Here is a 16,037-nt window from a genome sequence, read left to right as displayed (position 1 = left end):
CCCGGAGCATGACCGCACAGATCCTCGACGGCAAGGCCACGGCCTCCGTCATCAAGTCCGAGATCGCGATCGAGGTGGCCGCTCTCAAGGAGCGCGGCATCTCGGTCGGCCTCGGAACCGTCCTCGTCGGTTCAGACCCGGGTTCGCAGTGGTACGTCGCCGGGAAGCACCGCGACTGCGCCGAGGTTGGCATGGAGTCCATCCGTCGCGACCTGCCGGAGACGGTGTCCCAGGAGGAGCTCGAGGCCGTCATCGACGAGCTCAACGCCGACGAGAGCTGCACGGGCTACATCGTGCAGCTGCCGTTGCCGAAGCACATCGACACCGATGCGATCCTCGAGCGCATCGATCCGGAGAAGGACGCCGACGGGCTCCACCCCACGAACCTCGGGCGGCTCGTCCTCAACGTCAACCGGCCGATCCACACGCCGCTGCCGTGCACGCCGAAGGGCGTCGTCGAGCTGGTCGAGCGCCACGGCATCAGCTGGGCCGGGAAGCACGTCGTCGTCGTGGGCCGCGGGGTCACCGTCGGTCGGGCCATCGGCCCGCTGCTGACGCGCCGTGACGTCAACGCCACCGTGACGCTGACCCACACCGGTACCGTCGGTCTCGACGACATCCTGCGCACGGCCGACGTCATCGTCGCGGCGGCCGGTGTCCCCGGCATCGTCACGCGCGACGCCGTCAAGCCGGGCGTCATCGTCCTCGACGTGGGCGTGAGCCGCGAGACCGACCCGGAGACGGGCAAGTCCCGCGTCGTCGGCGACGTCGCACCGGACGTCGCGGAGGTCGCTTCATGGATGAGTCCGAACCCCGGCGGGGTCGGACCGATGACCCGCGTGGGTCTGCTCGCGAACGTTGTCCGCATGGCGACACCCGCCGAGTAGCACTCCGCACCGGAACGGCCCGGTCCCGTCCGCTCGCGCTGATGGGACCGGGCCGTCGTCGTCGGGGCTCAGACCTCGCGGGTCGCGCCGGCCGCGGGTCGCACGGCGAAGATCGTCGGGGCCGTGAACGACGCCTCGGCGAACGCGGCCGAGACCGCCTCGGACACGGTCGCTGCGAGCGCCACCGGGACGAGCGCGATCGCCGCTCCGCCGAAGCCGCCACCCGTCATCCGCGAACCGATCGCGCCGGCTGCCATGGCCGTCTCGACGGCGAGGTCGAGCTCGGGGACCGAGATCTCGAAGTCGTCGCGCATGGAGGCGTGCGACGCGACGAGCAGTTCGCCGATCGCGGTCGGACCGTGCTCCCGCAGGGTCCTGACGGTGTCGAGGACGCGCTGGTTCTCGGTGACGACGTGGCGGACGCGGCGGAACGTCTCGTCGTCGAGGAGGTCCCGAGCGCGGTCGAGGTCGCCGACCGTGACGTCGCGGAGCGAGTCGGCGCCGAGGGCTGCCGCTCCGGCCTCGCAGGACGCCCGTCGTGCCGCGTAGCCGCCGGAGACGTGGGCGTGCTCCACGCGCGTGTCGATGACCAGCAGTTCGAGGTCGTGTTCGTCGAAGCCGAGGGCGATGACGTCGGTCTCGAGCGAGCGGCAGTCGAGGAAGACCCCGCAGTCCGGACGACCGAGCAGGGACGCCGACTGGTCCATGATGCCCGTCGGTGCTCCGACGGCGCGGTTCTCCGCGAGCTGACAGATCTTCGCGAGCGTCTTGCGGTCGTGGTCCAGGTGCCAGATCTCGTCGAGGGCGACGGCGACCGACGCTTCGATCGCCGCGGAGGAGGAGAGGCCCGCCCCGACCGGGACGTCGGAGTCGAGGTAGATGTCGACGCCGGACAGCTCCGCGAGGGGTGCGCCGAACTGCCCGAGCGCCCACACCACGCCGAGCGGGTAGGCCGACCAGCCCTGCAGCGCGTCGGGGTCGAGCGTGCGCAGGGACGCCTCGACGACTTCGGGCGAGAAGCTGCTGGACACCCGGATGCGGTCGTCGTCGCGTCGGCGGACGGCCGCGACCGTGCGGCGGTCGATCGCCATCGGGAATACGAAGCCGTCGTTGTAGTCGGTGTGCTCGCCGATGATGTTCACCCGGCCGGGCGCCGACCAGAGGCCGCTCGGTTCGCTGCCGAAGGTGCGCTCGAATCCGCTCGTGGCGGTCTGCTGGAGGTCGGTCATACGGGGTTCTCCTCGTCGGCTGCGGCGATCGCGGCGCGCAGGGCGGTGGCGGTGGACTCGGGAGGCACGTCGCCGATCCACGCACCCATGGCGGCTTCGGAGCCGGCCAGGTACTTCAGGCGGTCGGCGCCACGGCGCGGCGAGGTGAGCTGCAGGTGGAGTCGGAGCTCGTCGCGGTGGACGCGCGTGGGTGCCTGGTGCCAGGCGGCGATGTACGGGGTCGGGGTGTCGTAGAGGGCGTCGACGCCGCGGAGCAGCCGCAGGTAGAGGACGGCGAGCTCGTCGCGCTCCGCGAGGGAGGTGGCGGCGAAGTCGGGGACGTGCCGGTGCGGCATGAGATGCACCTCGACGGGCCAACGGGCTGCGAAGGGGACGAAGGCCGTCCAGTGTTCGCCCGCCAGGACGACGCGCTCGTCGGCCTGCTCCGATGCGAGGATGTCGGCGAAGAGGCCGGGGCCGTACGCCTCGCTCGCCGCGATGAGCCGCTGGGTGCGCGGCGTCACGTAGGGGTAGGAGTAGATCTGGCCGTGCGGGTGGAGGAGGGTGACGCCGATCTGCTCACCGCGGTTCTCGAACGGGAACACCTGCTGGATCGAGTCGATCTGCGACAGCGCGTGCGTGCGGCGCGCCCAGGCCTCGATCACCGTGCGTGCACGGGTGCGGGAAAGGGAACCGAAGGAGCCGGTGCTCGACGGGCTGAAGCTCACGACCTCGCAGCGGCCGACCGAGGTGCGGGTCCGTCCGATGCCGATGGTCGCCAGGTCGGCGAGGTCGACGGGCGCGTTCTCGTCTTCGAGGAGCGGCCCGAAGGACGGCGACTTGTTCTCGAAGACCGCGACGTCGTACTGATCGGGGATCTCGGAGGGGTTCGAAGGACTCGCGGGGGCGAGCGGGTCGAGGTTGGCGGGCGGCAGCATCACACGGTTCTGGCGGGCCGCGGCGATCGAGATCCATTCACCGGTCAGCGGGTCCTGGCGCATGGACGCGGTCGGCGGGCGTGCCGCGAGGTCGCGGGTGTCCGGCAGCCGTTCCGCTGGCAGCGTCGTGTCGACGTCGTCGAAGTAGATGAGTTCGCGGCCGTCGGCGAGGCGCTGGGTGCTGCTCGCGATCGCCGGGTCGATGACGAAGCTGTCGTCGAGTTGGGGCATGGGGATCCTCTGAACGGGTTGTCGAACGGAAACGTGCAACGTTTCGTCTTGAAAAGTATAGGCAAGTCGGCGAAGATTCAAGCATGTCCGTCGACGAGCCGATCCAGCTGCCTGCGCCGCTGCGTCGCGACCGCATCCGCGAGCTGCTCGATGAGCGCGGTTTCGTCCGCGTGGCCGACATCTCCGAGGACTTCGGTGTCTCCCGGGTGACCGCACGGACCGACCTCGACACCCTCGTCGACCAGGGCGACGCCGTCCGCGTGCACGGCGGCGCGATGCCGGTGCTGGGTCGTGGAGCCGTCGAGTCGCCCATCGAGCTCGCGACCGCCACCTCGGCTCACGCGAAGCAGCGCATCGGTGAGGCCGCCGCGGCGATGGTGCGCTCCGGGCAGAGCGTGATCGTCGACGTCGGCAGCACCGGTCTCGCGCTCGCCCGAGCCCTCAAGGCCCGACGGGACCTCTCCGACCTCGTCGTGATCACCAACGGCCTGACCATCGCCCTCGAGCTCGAGTCGGAGATACCGAGGTTCTCGGTGATCGTGACCGGCGGATCACTGCGGCCGCTCCAGCACTCGCTCGTCGACCCCCTCGCCGGGTCGTTGCTCAGTCAGGTCCACGCCGACTTCGCCTTCATCGGGTGCAACGGGGTCGACGCCGAGCATGGTGTCACCAACATCAACCTGCCCGAAGCCGAGGTGAAGGCCAGGATGGTCCGCGCTGCCGAACGCGTCGTCGTGATCGCCGACGCTTCGAAGCTCGGGGTGCGACAGCTCGGCCGGATCGCCGGACTCGACGCGTTCGACGCGCTGTTGACCGACGACGGCGCCTCGCCCGAGACCGTGGCGGGCCTCAGAGAGGCCGGGCTGCCGGTGACCCTGGTGCCACTCGGGGACTGACACGCCGAGCGGGTCCGGGGCACCGACCCTCGCGCACGGACGACCCGATGCGGCACCATGGTCGCATGAGTGATCGAACGCACCCGGCCGTGTCCATCGTCGAGCGCACGCTCCGGGATCGCGGCGCTCAGGGGGAGGTCACGTGGCTCGACGACGCCGCTCGCACGGCGGCCCTCGCAGCGGAGGCCCTCGGGGTCGCGGTCGGCGCGATCGCGAACTCCCTCGTGTTCACCCTCGACGGTGAACCGACCTTGATCCTGACGAGCGGCGCACACCGGGTCGACACGGCATGGCTCGGTGAGCGTCTGGGCGGACGGCTCAAGCGCGCCGACGCCGAGGTCGTCAAGGCGGCGACCGGCCAGGTCATCGGTGGTGTGGCGCCGGTCGGGCACCCCGAGCCGATCCGCACCTACGTGGACGAGGCGCTCGCCGCGTATCCGGAGGTCTGGGCCGCGGCCGGCCACGCGCACACCGTTTTCCCCACGACGTTCGAGGAACTCGTACGCGTGACCGGCGGCCAGGTCATCGCGGTGGAGCCTCCGACGGATCCTGCGTCATCGCCGGGCGTTCCGTCGGCGTAGCCGTCTGCACGGCCATGGCGGTCGGCGGCGTGCCGTGCGACTTCGTCACCCTGCTCGGCGGCAGCGGAGCGGTCGAGACGACGCCGTTCCTGCGGCCCCACCAGGTGCTCACGACGGCAGCGGCGACGCACAACGCCATCGGGATGAGCATGAACGGTCCGCCCGCCCCGTCGCCCCGCTCGAAGACCTGGTCCGTCTGCGACATGAGCGCCGTGGGGACGAGGAGGAGGACGTTGTTCGTCGCGTGGATCAGCACCGGTGCCTCCAGGCCGCCCGTGCCCCGGGCGGCGAAGGACATCGAGGCGCCGAAGACGAAGTAGTAGGCGATGAGCCACGGGTCGCCCGCGAAGTGCACCGAGGCGAAGACCGCGCCGGAGACGATCGAGCCGACGACGAAGGCGGTCATCGGGCGGCTGAACCAGGAGCCGACGGAGCGCTGGATGAGGCCGCGTGCACCGTACTCCTCCCCGGCCGACTGCAGCGGTGTCGTGAGGACGACGACGGCGAGCATGGCGATCACGGTGCCGTCGAGCACGACGGGTTCCAACGGGGACAGGAGGAACGAACCGCCGACGTACACCACCCAGACCGGGATGATGATGAGGGCGAGCCGCCCGAACCAGCGCCAACGGAAGCGTCCCTCCACGGAGGACAACCATCGAGGTCGGACGCCGAAGAGCGCCCACTGGATGAGCATCGACGCGGGGATGAGGGCGGCGAGCGACAGGTTGTTCGCGAGCATCGTGACCGGCGTCAGCGTCATCAGGCCGTTCGCGACGTCGTCGAGCGTGTACGCCCCCGTGGCGACGTCGATGATCAGGGCGACGCTCCCGAAAGCGATTGAGAGGATGAGGAAGCCCACCACGAGCAGGAGGAGGGCGAGCGCACCTCGCCACCAGGCGGGCGCGGCGCGGAGGGCGTGGTCGTACGTCGCCGTCCGCCGCGGAGGCTCGACCGCATCGGGCTGCGCGGGAGGCGTCGTCGAGAAGGATGGCGAAGGCGTCTGCGGGAGCTGTCCGGGATCCGTCATGCAGCCAGCGTAGGCAGGCCCTCCGGCGCGACGCGTCCCCCGAGCGGCGGACGACCAGCGACGGACAGGGAACGACTCGCGACGGATCGACCGGCCGATCTGGTCCCGGGCGGCTACCGATGGGAGACTGGCCGCTATGGCAGGACACCGCATCTTTACGACGAGCTTCGGCAGCATCTACCCGCACTATGTGGCGAAGGCGGAGCGGAAGGGGCACACGAAGGCCGAGGTCGATCAGGTCATCACGTGGCTCACCGGCTACGACACCGCCGCGATCGAGCGGGTGGTCGCCGACGGAACCGACATGGAGACCTTCTTCGCCGAAGCCCCGGCGATACACCACAACGCCTCGCTCATCACGGGCGTGATCTGCGGCATCCGCGTCGAGGAGATCGAGGATCCGCTCATGCAGCGGATCCGCCAGCTCGACAAGTTGGTGGACGAGGTCGCGAAGGGCAAGAAGATGACGTCGATCCTTCGAGGGTCCGCCTGACCTCCGAACGCGAGACCCTCCGATGACGAACACGGCCGCCGCGCGAGTGCGCGGACGGCCGTGTGCTCGGAACCCGGTGGGCTCAGTGCGCGAGCACCGGCTCCGCGGACGCCTCAGGGGCGTGGTGCAGGGCGAGTCCCTGGTTGCGCCGGCGGAACAGCAGCGCCGCGGTCACCGCGCCGACCGCGAAGAAGCCGGCACCCCAGAAGTACGCCGTCTGGTAGCTGCGGATGGCCGCCTGGGCGAGCACCTCGGCTGTCGGCGGGGCGTTGTCCGTGACGTAGGCCGTCGCGGCGCTCGCCGCGAGGGTGTTGAGCAGGGCGACACCGATCGAGCCACCCACCTGCTGGCTCGTGTTGACCGTCGCCGAGGCGACGCCGGCGAACGCGCGATCCACGCCGAGGGTCGCGGTCTGCATCGAGGCGGGCATGATCGACCCCATCGCGAAGCCGAGCACCATCAGCGCGGGCATGACGTCGCCGACGTAGGAGCTATCGAGGTCGAGCCGGGTGAGGAGGAGCATGCCGACCGCACCGAGCGTCATACCGAACGGCACCATGACCTTCGGCCCGAAGCGCGGGACGAGGAGGTTGGTCCCCAGCTGTGCTGCGAGCACGAGCATCGCGATCATCGGGAGGAAGGCGAAGCCGGTCTGCTGTGGTGAGTACCCGAGCGAGGCCTGCAGGTAGTAGGTGACGAACAGGAAGATGCCGAACATCCCGGCTCCGGCGATCATCACCGAGATGAACGCCGCTCCGCGGTTGCGGTCGAGGATGATCGACAACGGGAGGAGCGGATGCGCGGCTCGTCGCTGCCAGAGGACGAAGGCGATGAGTAGCACGGCGGCGGCCGTGAGGAACCCCCAGCTGAGCGGCGAGTCCCAGCCGTCGGTCTCCGCGTTCGCGAAGCCGTACACCAGGCTGAACAGCGCGCCTGAGACGAGCACGGTGCCGGGGACGTCGAGCTTCGGACGCGGACCGGTCGCCTTCGGCGTGGTGATGAAGACGACGGCGCCGACGATCGCGATCACGGCGATGAACACGTTGATGGAGAGGTTCCAGCGCCAGTCGAACTGTTCGGTCAGGAACCCGCCGAGGAGGAGTCCGACCGCACCACCCGCACCGGCGATCGCGCCGAAGACGCCGAAGGCCCTGGCGCGTTCCTTCGGGATCGTGAAGGTGGTGGTGAGCATGGCGAGTGCGGTCGGGGCGAGGAGCGCGGCGAAGACGCCCTGGAGTGCCCGCGCGGCGACGAGCATCCCGAAGGAGTCGGCGGCGCCGCCAAGCGCCGAAGCGACCGCGAAGCCGATGAGTCCGATGATGAACGCCCGCTTGCGGCCCATGAGGTCGGAGAGGCGTCCACCGAGCAGCAGGAGGCTGCCGAAGGCGAGTGAGTAGGCGGTGACGATCCACTGGCGGTCGCCGTCCGAGAAGCCGAGGTCGGCTTGGGCTGCGGGCATCGCGATGTTCACGACCGTGGCGTCGAGCACGACCATGAGTTGGGCGAGGCCGACGGTGACGAGCGTCCACCAGCGACGTGAGGAGACGGCCGGGGTTCCGGCGGTGAGAGTCGAGGTCATGCTGAGGAGCATATACGGAACCGCGTAGTTTCGGAACCGGTAAGTTCCAGAACGTGCGAGTTCCTGAACTATGCTGTTCCTCGAGACGAAAGGGAGGTGAGCCGCGATGACGCAGCTCGAGACTCCGCCCGACGCCCCGAAGCTCGGACGCAAGCGTGACCACTCCCGCGACGCCGAGATCCTCGAGGCGGCACTCGACGTGCTGGCCGAGACGGGCTACGCCGGCATGACGGTCGACATGGTCGCATCGCGTGCCAAGGCGGGCAAGGCGACGCTGTACCGGCGCTGGGCCTCCAAGTCCGAACTCGTGATCGACGCCGTCGCCTGCATGAAGCAGATCGATCCGGACTTCTCGAAGCTGCCCGACACCGGCTCGCTCCGCGGCGACCTCGTCGCGCTCATCAAGGCGCCGTCCATCGCCGACGGTGAACGGAAGATGCGCGTCTTCGCCGGGGTCATGTCGATGATCTCCGACGCCTCCGAACTCACCGAGTCCGTGCACTCCGCCATCGTGGAGCCGCGCATGGCCGTCAACCGGTTCCTGTTGCGGCGCGCGATCGACCGCGGCGAGATCCGCGAGGACGCGGACGTCGAGACGCTGTCGCTCATCAGTCAGGCGATGGTCAGCTACCGGGTGCTGATGTTGCGAGAGCCGGTCACGCGGGACTTCCTCGTGTCGGTGATCGACGGCGTCATCATGCCGGCCGTCCGGAAGTAGCCCGATGGACGAGGGACCGATCCGGCCTCGCACCACGCTGCTCGATTCCGCAGCGCCGGTCCGACTCGGGATGACGGACGCCCCCCTGCGGTTCTCGGGCCCCCGTGAGGTCGGCGGGCGTCACCTCATCGTCGACGGCGTACCGGCGTTCGAGCTGAGCTTCCCGTGCGGCACCTGTGCGCTGCTCTTCCGTCGACTGGATGCGGAGGCTCGGGCGCTCGCCGCTGCGGCGCTGCACGACCACCTCGACGCGCACGTGCCCGCGATCGACGATCCCTCGCTGCGCGAGCTCGTGTCCACGTTCCTCCCCGAGGGGAGCTACCTCCCGCTCCTGCTGTCCGTCGAGCCGGTCCTCGTCGCTCCCGGCGGCGACCTCGACTACTTCTCACACGAGCAGGTGGTGCACCGCGGGATCGATCCGAACCTGGGTGCGCCGGAGGATCCGGCGACCGAGTACTACCGCGGCTCGACCCGGACGATCGGCGATCACGAGACCCTGTTCGAGTTCCTGGTGCCGATGCTGCCGCCGAGCCGGAACGATCGTGCCCGTGTGGACGCCTACGAGGCCGCGTTCCGCGCGGGGGGAGCGGCGACCGTGCTCGCCGTCTCCGTCCTCGATCGGACGCAGCCGTACGACAGCGGCGACGCGCATACGGGGCTCGTGCATTTCGTGCTCGACGGTCACCACAAGCTGGAGGCTGCGGCGAGGCTCGGTGTCGCGGTGACGGTTCTGGCCTTCGTCTCGGTCGAGGCGAGCCTCACCGACGAGGCGACGGTGTTCGGCCTTCCGGAGCTCCTCGCCCGTTGAGGGGCGGTTGTGCTCAGGCCGATGGCGACGCGTCGGCGCCGGAGAACGCCGGGTGACCGAAGAGTCCTGGCAACCCGCCGGTGTGCAGGAAGACCGTGCGTTCCCCGGGCCGGATGTCACCCCGCGCGACCGCATCGACGAGTCCGCTGAACGCGCGGCCGGTGTAGGTCGGGTCGAGGAGGAGGCCCTCCTGTTCCGCGGCGAGCGACATCGCCGCGCGGGTGCCGTCGGTCAGGTGCTCGTACCCCGCGCCGATCTGGGAACGGTCGACGCGCAGCGCCTTGGCGGGGGACCGGTCGCCGTGTCCCATGTCGGCGAGGAGTGCCGCCACCGTCGCCCGTCCGTCCGGAACGGCGCCGCAGTCGACTCCGAGCACCACCTCCGCCCCGAGTCCCGCGACGAGCCCCGCCATCGTGCCTCCCGAACCGACCGCCACGACGACGTGGCGGACGTCGGGCACCTGTTCCCGGAGTTCCCGGGCGGCGTCGACGTAGGCCGTCGCACTGGCGGCGTTCGATCCGCCGAACGGGATCCGGGAGACCGGTCCGAAACGGCCCTCAGCCTCGAGTGCGTCGGCGACGGATTCCGCGGTGGCGTCGCCCGACCAGACGAGGTGCGCTCCGAACAGCTGGTCGAGCAGGACGTTGCCGCGCCGGGTGTCGGGTGCGTCCCCCTGGAGGACGAGGGCGCAGCGCAGACCGACGCGTGCGGCTGCCGCAGCCGTCAACCTCGCATGGTTGCTTTGCGGAGCGCCGGTCGTGAGGACCCACTCGGCGTCGGAGCGCAGGGCCTCACCCATGGTGATCTGCAGCTTCCGGGCCTTGTTCCCGCCGCCACCGAGGCCGATGAGGTCGTCGCGTTTGACGAGCAGGTCGCCCGCGCCGAGGCCGATTGCGGCCGCGAGCCGGTCGGCCCGGTCGACCTGCGTCGGACCGGCGACGAACGTCGGATCCGGGGTCTGCAGTCGGTCACCGTCCACGGGTGTCTCCCTCTCTCCGGCCGCTCGCACGCGAGGGAAGACGAGTGGTGGTGCACTGGTGGGCCCGGTGGGGCTCGAACCCACGACCCGCGGATTAAAAGTCCGATGCTCTGCCAACTGAGCTACAGGCCCATACGGGTTCTACTCTACGAGATCCGGGCGCGCGACGTTGACGCGTCGCGTGATCGTCTCGGGGAGCCGAGCCCGCTCGAGGCGGGTACCGTGGTCGGGTGCGCGGAGCGTGGCGCACGGGAGGAGGACGCATGACCGAGGGATTCCACCGTCCGACGAAGCTGCCGCCGTCGATGCTCGAAGCCGTCCAGGGCGGCCTCGACCCCGAGGCCGTGTCGAGGATCACCCACGAGACCGCGGTTGCATTGCTCACCCGGGTGCGGGCGGACCCCGACCCCGCCGTGGTCGACCGCCTCGTCACGTACACGGACGAGCACGGGATCGACGCCATCGCGGAGCTCTGGTCGCACGCGAGCCCGCGGAGCCTCCCCGGAGCGCTCTGGCGGATCTACCTGTTGCGCCTCCTCATCCGTCAGGACCCGGTCGGCACGAGCTTCAGCTTCCAGCGGGGGACCGAACTCATCACGACGGTGGACCCGGTGATCGCGGGAGCCGCCGAGCCCACCGGTCCGGAGGAGATCATCGTCCTCGCCGACCAGATCCTCCGCGGGCTCTACACCGGCGACTTCGCGATCGCCCTCGAGCGGGCGGCGTCCTTCTGTCGCATCAACGCCGTCGGATGCTCCTCGCTGGCGGACGACCGCGACGCCGTCGATCCGGCTGACGCCGCGCGGCTCACGACGAAGGCCGCCCGGTTTGGCACCATCGCCGAGGAGCTCGCCGGGTGCGCCCGGCTCTGGCGCACCGACTCGCTTGACTGAACCCCACCCTCGGGTCAAGCTCCGGCACCTGGGAATACACACAGGCGATCGCTTGCTACACTGATTCAGCCGGGCCGCAGTAACCCCGGGCTCCAAAAATCGCCGCTTCGAGCGGCCTTGCGCCGAGAGGCGTTTCTGCGGCCTGGCACTTCTTCTCTCGGGCCGCCCCCGAATCCCTGGCTCCGTGATGACACCGGAACTGGGGTGGTGCGTCGTACCGATTGCTCCAATCGGATCCCGGCTCCGCGTCGAACTACGTGCATGACCACCGCACTGTACACGCAGACCCGTCCTCGGGCGGGCGTCGCGCAAACCGTCGGTGTCCGTGAGAAGCTAAGACTTGTGACCACGGGACCGGAAGCCGACGCTGCACCGCAGCCGTCCTTGGCGAACGTCCTCGACGCCCTCCTCATCCGCGTCGCCGGTGGCGACCAGGTCGCCTTCAGTGAGCTGTACGACCACATCGCGCCGCGGGTCCTCGGGCTCGTCAAACGGGTGCTCGTCGACCACGCCCAGTCCGAGGAGGTCACCCAGGAGGTGTTCCTCGAGGTCTGGCAGAACGCCACGAAGTTCGAGGCGGGCAAGGGCACGGCGACGACATGGGTGCTCACCATGGCCCACCGTCGGGCGATCGACCGTGTGCGGGCCTCGCAGGCCGGCCGCGACCGCGACCTCAAGATCGGTATCCGCGACTTCGACGAGCGTGTCGACGACGTCCAGGAGACGGTCGAGATCCGCATCGAACATGAACGGGTGAAGCGCGCGTTCGTGCGGTTGAGCGAGCTGCAGCGCGAAGCGGTGACGCTCGCGTACTACGGCGGATACAGTCACAGCGAGATCTCGAACCTGCTCGGCGTACCGATCGGTACGGTCAAGACCAGGTTGCGGGACGGAATGATCAGACTTCGAGACGAGTTGGGGGTGCGTACATGACCGAGCGAGACGATGCAGCAGACCTGGCAGCCGGCAATGCGCTGCACACCCTGACCCCGCGCGAGCAGGAGCGGTTCGACCGCCTGCGCGCCGAACACGAGTCCGTCCGCGAGGAAGCGGCGGAATTCGAGGAGACCGTAGCCATGCTGGACCTCGCAGCACCACCGGTGCAGCCGTCGGCCGCGCTCAAGAACTCCCTCATGGCGGCGATCCAGAACCTGCCGCAGCTCCCCGTGGACGCCCCGGTCACGACCCCGGTCGTGCAGGACGATGCGATCCCGACCATCCCTCGGGTCGAAGCGACGACGACCCCTGAGGCCGACGTCGCGCCGGCGACGACCTCGTCTCCCGCCACCCCGACGCCGATCGCGGGAGCTGCGGAGCGCAAGGCCGCCTCTCGGTGGCGGCGGGGTGCCGTCGGCATGGTCGTCGGTGCCGCAGCGGCGGTCGGACTCATCTTCGGTGGCGTCGGACTGGCGAACACCTTCGGCGGCGGATCCCTCACGCAGACCGTCGCCCTCGCGGAGATCAACGCGGCGTCCGACGTCCAGCGCGCCAAGGTGTCCATGGACGACGCGACCGCGACCCTCGTGTGGTCCGGTGAGCTCGGGAAGTCCGCGCTCCTCGTCGACGGGCTCGGTTCGCTGCCGGCCGACAAGGTGTACGAACTCTGGTACATCGGCGAACAGGGTCCGGTGTCCGCCGGAACGTTCTCCGCGGCGAACGGCACCACCTGGCGGGTCCTCGACGGCGCGATGAGCGCGGGGGACAAGGTCGGCGTGACCGTGGAACCGCAGGGCGGCTCCGAGCAGCCGACCACCGACCCGATCATGGTCATCGACACGGCGTAGCCCGTTGCACGCAGGTCGCGGGACCGTCCGCCGACCGCACTGACATGACGAAGGCCCCACCCGGGAATCCCGGGCGGGGCCTTCGTCATGTCAGCGTCGGATCAACCGAAGCGACCCGAGACGTAGTCCTCGGTCGCCTGGACCGACGGCTTCGAGAACATCGTGGTGGTGTCGTCGTACTCGATGAGCTTGCCCGGCTTGCCGGTGCCGGCGATGTTGAAGAACGCCGTCTTGTCGCTCACGCGGCTCGCCTGCTGCATGTTGTGCGTGACGATGACGATCGTGTACTCCTGCTTGAGCTCCTCGATGAGGTCCTCGATGGCGAGGGTGGAGATCGGGTCGAGCGCCGAGCACGGCTCGTCCATCAGCACCACGTCGGGGGACACCGCGATGGCGCGAGCGATGCAGAGACGCTGCTGCTGACCGCCGGAGAGTCCGGAACCAGGCTTGTCGAGGCGGTCCTTCACCTCGTTCCACAGGTTGGCGCCCTGCAGGGAGCGCTCGACGAGCGCATCCTGGTCCGACTTCGACATCTTCCGGTTGTTGAGCTTCACACCGGCGAGGACGTTCTCCTTGATGCTCATCGTCGGGAACGGGTTCGGGCGCTGGAAGACCATGCCCACCTGACGACGCACGAGGACGGGGTCGACGCCCGGTCCGTAGAGGTTGTTGCCGTCGATCAGGACCTCGCCCTCGACGCGTGCGCCGGGGATGACCTCGTGCATGCGGTTGAGCGTCCGGAGGAACGTCGACTTGCCGCACCCGGAGGGGCCGATGAACGCGGTGACCGTGCGGGGCTGGATCTGGAGGGAGACACCCTCGACGGCCATGAAGCTGCCGTAGAAGACGTTGAGGTCGTTGACTTCGATGCTCTTGGACACGGGGTTCCTTTGCTCGCGGCCTAGCGGCCGAACTTGGGGGCGAAGATCTTGGCGATGAGACGGGCGATGAGGTTCAGCGCCATGACGATGAGGATGAGGACGAGCGCGCCGGTCCAGGCGCGGTCCACGTAGGAGGCGCCGTCGGTGCCCTGGTTCGCGTACTGGGTGTACACGAAGACCGGGAGGGTCATCATCGGACCATCGAAGAGGTTGTAGTTCATGCTCTGCGTGAAGCCGGCGATGATGAGGAGCGGGGCGGTCTCGCCGATCACGCGGGCGACGGCGAGCGTCACACCGGTGATGATGCCGGCGATCGAGGTGGGGAGCACGATCTTCAGGATGGTCAGCCACTTCGGCACACCGAGTGCGTAGGCAGCCTCGCGGAGTTCGTTGGGGACGAGCTTCAGCATCTCCTCGCTCGATCGCACGACGACGGGGATCATGAGCAGCGAGAGGGCGATCGCGCCGCCGATGCCGAGTCGGACGCCGGGGCCGAAGAAGATCGCGAGGAGCGCGAAGGCGAACAGACCCGCGACGATCGAGGGGATGCCGGTCATCACGTCCACGAGGAAGGTGATGCCCTGTGCCAGTCGGCCGCGACCGTACTCGACGAGGTAGATGGCGGTCAGGATGCCGATCGGGATGGAGATGACCGACGTCGCTAGGGTGATGAGCAGCGTGCCGGTGATGGCGTGCAGCGCTCCACCGCCTTCGCCGACCACGTTCCGCATCGACAGGCTGAAGTAGTTGATGTCGAAGCGGGCGGCGCCGGCGGAGATGACGGTGATGGCCACGGAGATGAGCGGGAGGAGTGCGATCACGAACGCCGCGGTGACGAGCGTGGTGAGCAGGCGGTCCTTCGCCTTGCGGCGGCCCTCGACGAGGAGCGAGGCGACGTACACGGTCACCGCGTAGAGCGCGGCACCGAGCACGACGGCTCCGGGCACGTTGTAGCTCTTGTCGGAGCTGGACTGCTGCACCAGCAGGAAGATGAGCCCGCTGACGATCAGGCTGCCGCCGAGGATCGTGAGCGGCGCGAACTTCGGCAGCTTGCCCGCGGTGAGCGAGTTGGAGAACGGCGTGGCGATGGTCGCCTGACGGCGGTCGGTCGTGGCGGTCATCAGTTCGCTCCCGAGAATTCTTTACGACGGTTGACGATGAGTCTGGCGATGAAGTTCACCACGAAGGTGATGATGAACAGGATCAGGCCGGTGGCGATGAGCTTGTTCACGTCGATGCCGAAGGACTCGGGGAAGTTGAGGGCGATGTTCGCCGCGATGGTGTTCGGGTTGCTCGAGGTCAGCAGGAAGAACGAGTAGACGGCCGCCGGCGAGAGCACCAGGGCGACGGCCATGGTCTCGCCGAGTGCGCGGCCGAGCCCGAGCATGGATGCGGACACGATGCCCGGGCGACCGAAGGGCAGGACGGCCATCTGGATCATCTCCCAGCGCGTGGCGCCGAGGGCCAGTGCGGCCTCCTCGTGGAGCTTCGGGGTCTGGAGGAAGATCTCGCGGGAGATGGCCGTGATGATCGGGATGATCATGACCGCGAGGACGAGGGCGACTGTCAGGATCGTCCGGCCGGTGCCGGAGACGGTGCCGCCGAAGAGCGGGATCCATCCGAGGTTCTCGGACAGCCAGGCGAAGAAGGGCTGGACGAACGGGGCGAGGACGAGCGCACCCCAGAGGCCGTACACGACCGACGGCACGGCGGCCAGGAGGTCGATCACGTAGCCGAGGGCGACCGCGAGGCGGCGCGGCGCGTAGTGGGTGATGAAGAGCGCGATCCCGAGGGAGAGCGGCACGGCGATCGCCAGGGCCAGGACCGCGGCCCAGATGGTGCCGAAGACGAACGGGCCGACGTAGGCCCAGAAGCTCGTCGGTGCGCCGGTGAACGACGAGGAGTCGGCCGTGAGGGCCGGGAACGCCTGGACGATGAGGAAGATCGCGACCGCCGCCAGGATGACGAGGATGAGTGATCCGGAGACGACGGAGAGCGTGGAGAAGACGCGGTCGCCGACTCGTTGCTTGGCTTTGGGTCTCGCAGCTAGGGCCTCGACAGCCATGGGTTCCCGTTCTCTCGATGCGATGGTGATGCCCCTCGACAGTTCGGGGAGCGGGTACTGCGGGTG

At 69.2% G+C, this 16,037-nt stretch carries 17 protein-coding genes and 1 tRNA gene; 9 read left to right on the top strand and 9 right to left on the bottom strand.

Translation table 11 applies throughout. The features are described 5' to 3' along the window. Positions 1 to 8 precede the first annotated feature (8 nt). Entirely contained in the window at positions 9 to 887 is an 879-nt protein-coding gene (locus tag QRN27_RS03565) for a bifunctional methylenetetrahydrofolate dehydrogenase/methenyltetrahydrofolate cyclohydrolase (protein WP_194669371.1), read from the top strand. A gap of 68 nt (positions 888 to 955) precedes the next feature. Here the strand turns inward: QRN27_RS03565 and galK are convergent, their stop codons facing one another. Beyond that, positions 956 to 2,116, bottom strand: a complete 1,161-nt coding sequence (galK, locus tag QRN27_RS03560) for a galactokinase (protein WP_285040771.1) — start codon at positions 2,114 to 2,116, stop codon at positions 956 to 958. Further along, positions 2,113 to 3,264 carry a galactose-1-phosphate uridylyltransferase gene (galT, locus tag QRN27_RS03555; RefSeq protein ID WP_056007881.1) on the bottom strand — a complete coding sequence of 384 codons (1,152 nt, stop codon included), beginning with the start codon at positions 3,262 to 3,264 and terminating at the stop codon, positions 2,113 to 2,115. The genes galK and galT overlap by 4 nt, the downstream gene beginning before the upstream one ends. 83 nt (positions 3,265 to 3,347) lie before the next feature. Here galT and QRN27_RS03550 point away from each other — a divergent pair, with 83 nt between their 5' ends. Both QRN27_RS03550 and QRN27_RS03545 read left to right on the top strand, forming a co-directional pair. Next, positions 3,348 to 4,160, top strand: coding sequence for a DeoR/GlpR family DNA-binding transcription regulator (locus QRN27_RS03550; protein ID WP_285040770.1), 813 nt, complete (start codon positions 3,348 to 3,350; stop codon positions 4,158 to 4,160). Positions 4,161 to 4,225: 65 nt separating this feature from the next. After that, positions 4,226 to 4,741 carry a YbaK/EbsC family protein gene (locus tag QRN27_RS03545; protein ID WP_285040769.1) on the top strand — a complete coding sequence of 172 codons (516 nt, stop codon included), beginning with the start codon at positions 4,226 to 4,228 and terminating at the stop codon, positions 4,739 to 4,741. Here QRN27_RS03545 and QRN27_RS03540 read toward each other — a convergent pair. Further along, entirely contained in the window at positions 4,683 to 5,771 is a 1,089-nt protein-coding gene (locus tag QRN27_RS03540; RefSeq protein ID WP_285040768.1) for a CPBP family intramembrane glutamic endopeptidase, read from the bottom strand. The two genes, QRN27_RS03545 and QRN27_RS03540, sit on opposite strands and share 59 nt — an antisense overlap. Before the next feature lie 136 nt (positions 5,772 to 5,907). On the opposite strand from QRN27_RS03540, the gene QRN27_RS03535 reads away from it, so the two are divergent. Beyond that, entirely contained in the window at positions 5,908 to 6,264 is a 357-nt protein-coding gene (locus tag QRN27_RS03535; RefSeq protein WP_285040767.1) for a DUF2200 domain-containing protein, read from the top strand. Between the two features lie 82 nt (positions 6,265 to 6,346). On the opposite strand, the gene QRN27_RS03530 is transcribed toward QRN27_RS03535, so the two are convergent. Beyond that, positions 6,347 to 7,843 carry an MFS transporter gene (locus tag QRN27_RS03530; RefSeq protein ID WP_285040766.1) on the bottom strand — a complete coding sequence of 499 codons (1,497 nt, stop codon included), beginning with the start codon at positions 7,841 to 7,843 and terminating at the stop codon, positions 6,347 to 6,349. Positions 7,844 to 7,949: 106 nt separating this feature from the next. Here QRN27_RS03530 and QRN27_RS03525 point away from each other — a divergent pair, with 106 nt between their 5' ends. Then, positions 7,950 to 8,561, top strand: a complete 612-nt coding sequence (locus tag QRN27_RS03525; protein ID WP_285040765.1) for a TetR/AcrR family transcriptional regulator — start codon at positions 7,950 to 7,952, stop codon at positions 8,559 to 8,561. 70 nt (positions 8,562 to 8,631) lie between these two features. After that, positions 8,632 to 9,369: a ParB N-terminal domain-containing protein gene (locus tag QRN27_RS03520; RefSeq protein ID WP_285040764.1), complete on the top strand. Its 738-nt coding sequence runs from the start codon at positions 8,632 to 8,634 to the stop codon at positions 9,367 to 9,369. A gap of 13 nt (positions 9,370 to 9,382) precedes the next feature. Here the strand turns inward: QRN27_RS03520 and QRN27_RS03515 are convergent, their stop codons facing one another. Both QRN27_RS03515 and QRN27_RS03510 read right to left on the bottom strand, forming a co-directional pair. Then, the gene (locus QRN27_RS03515; RefSeq protein ID WP_285040763.1) at positions 9,383 to 10,348 is read right to left on the bottom strand and encodes a pyridoxal-phosphate dependent enzyme; all 966 of its coding nucleotides are present in this window, start codon (positions 10,346 to 10,348) and stop codon (positions 9,383 to 9,385) included. Between the two features lie 56 nt (positions 10,349 to 10,404). Beyond that, positions 10,405 to 10,480: transfer RNA gene (locus QRN27_RS03510), tRNA-Lys, on the bottom strand. A 131-nt stretch (positions 10,481 to 10,611) separates the two neighbouring features. Between QRN27_RS03510 and QRN27_RS03505 the strand changes: the two genes are divergently transcribed. The 3 genes from QRN27_RS03505 (at position 10,612) to QRN27_RS03495 (ending at position 13,025) form a co-directional block, all read left to right on the top strand. Then, positions 10,612 to 11,241, top strand: coding sequence for a DNA-directed RNA polymerase subunit beta (locus QRN27_RS03505; RefSeq protein ID WP_285040762.1), 630 nt, complete (start codon positions 10,612 to 10,614; stop codon positions 11,239 to 11,241). Positions 11,242 to 11,502: 261 nt separating this feature from the next. Further along, positions 11,503 to 12,174, top strand: coding sequence for an ECF RNA polymerase sigma factor SigK (gene sigK / locus QRN27_RS03500; protein WP_194669383.1), 672 nt, complete (start codon positions 11,503 to 11,505; stop codon positions 12,172 to 12,174). After that, complete coding sequence (locus QRN27_RS03495) at positions 12,171 to 13,025, top strand: anti-sigma factor (RefSeq protein ID WP_285040761.1); 855 nt, start codon at positions 12,171 to 12,173, stop codon at positions 13,023 to 13,025. The genes sigK and QRN27_RS03495 overlap by 4 nt, the downstream gene beginning before the upstream one ends. A gap of 101 nt (positions 13,026 to 13,126) precedes the next feature. On the opposite strand, the gene pstB is transcribed toward QRN27_RS03495, so the two are convergent. Genes pstB through pstC form a run of 3 tightly spaced genes read right to left on the bottom strand, consistent with a single transcriptional unit; the run spans position 13,127 to position 15,971 of the window. Continuing rightward, positions 13,127 to 13,906 (bottom strand): phosphate ABC transporter ATP-binding protein PstB, encoded by a 780-nt coding sequence (gene pstB, locus QRN27_RS03490; RefSeq protein WP_056007815.1) that lies wholly within the window; start codon positions 13,904 to 13,906, stop codon positions 13,127 to 13,129. A 20-nt stretch (positions 13,907 to 13,926) separates the two neighbouring features. Beyond that, positions 13,927 to 15,027, bottom strand: coding sequence for a phosphate ABC transporter permease PstA (gene pstA / locus QRN27_RS03485; RefSeq protein WP_285040760.1), 1,101 nt, complete (start codon positions 15,025 to 15,027; stop codon positions 13,927 to 13,929). After that, a complete protein-coding gene (gene pstC / locus QRN27_RS03480) occupies positions 15,027 to 15,971 on the bottom strand; it encodes a phosphate ABC transporter permease subunit PstC (RefSeq protein WP_056007810.1) in 945 nt (314 codons plus the stop codon). The genes pstA and pstC overlap by 1 nt, the downstream gene beginning before the upstream one ends. Between the last annotated feature and the right edge of the window lie 66 nt (positions 15,972 to 16,037).

This window comes from Plantibacter sp. LMC-P-059a, from assembly GCF_030209505.1.
Lineage (GTDB): Bacteria > Actinomycetota > Actinomycetes > Actinomycetales > Microbacteriaceae > Plantibacter.
Note: the sequence above shows the minus strand (reverse complement) of the source record. Positions and strands in the feature narration are given on the sequence as shown.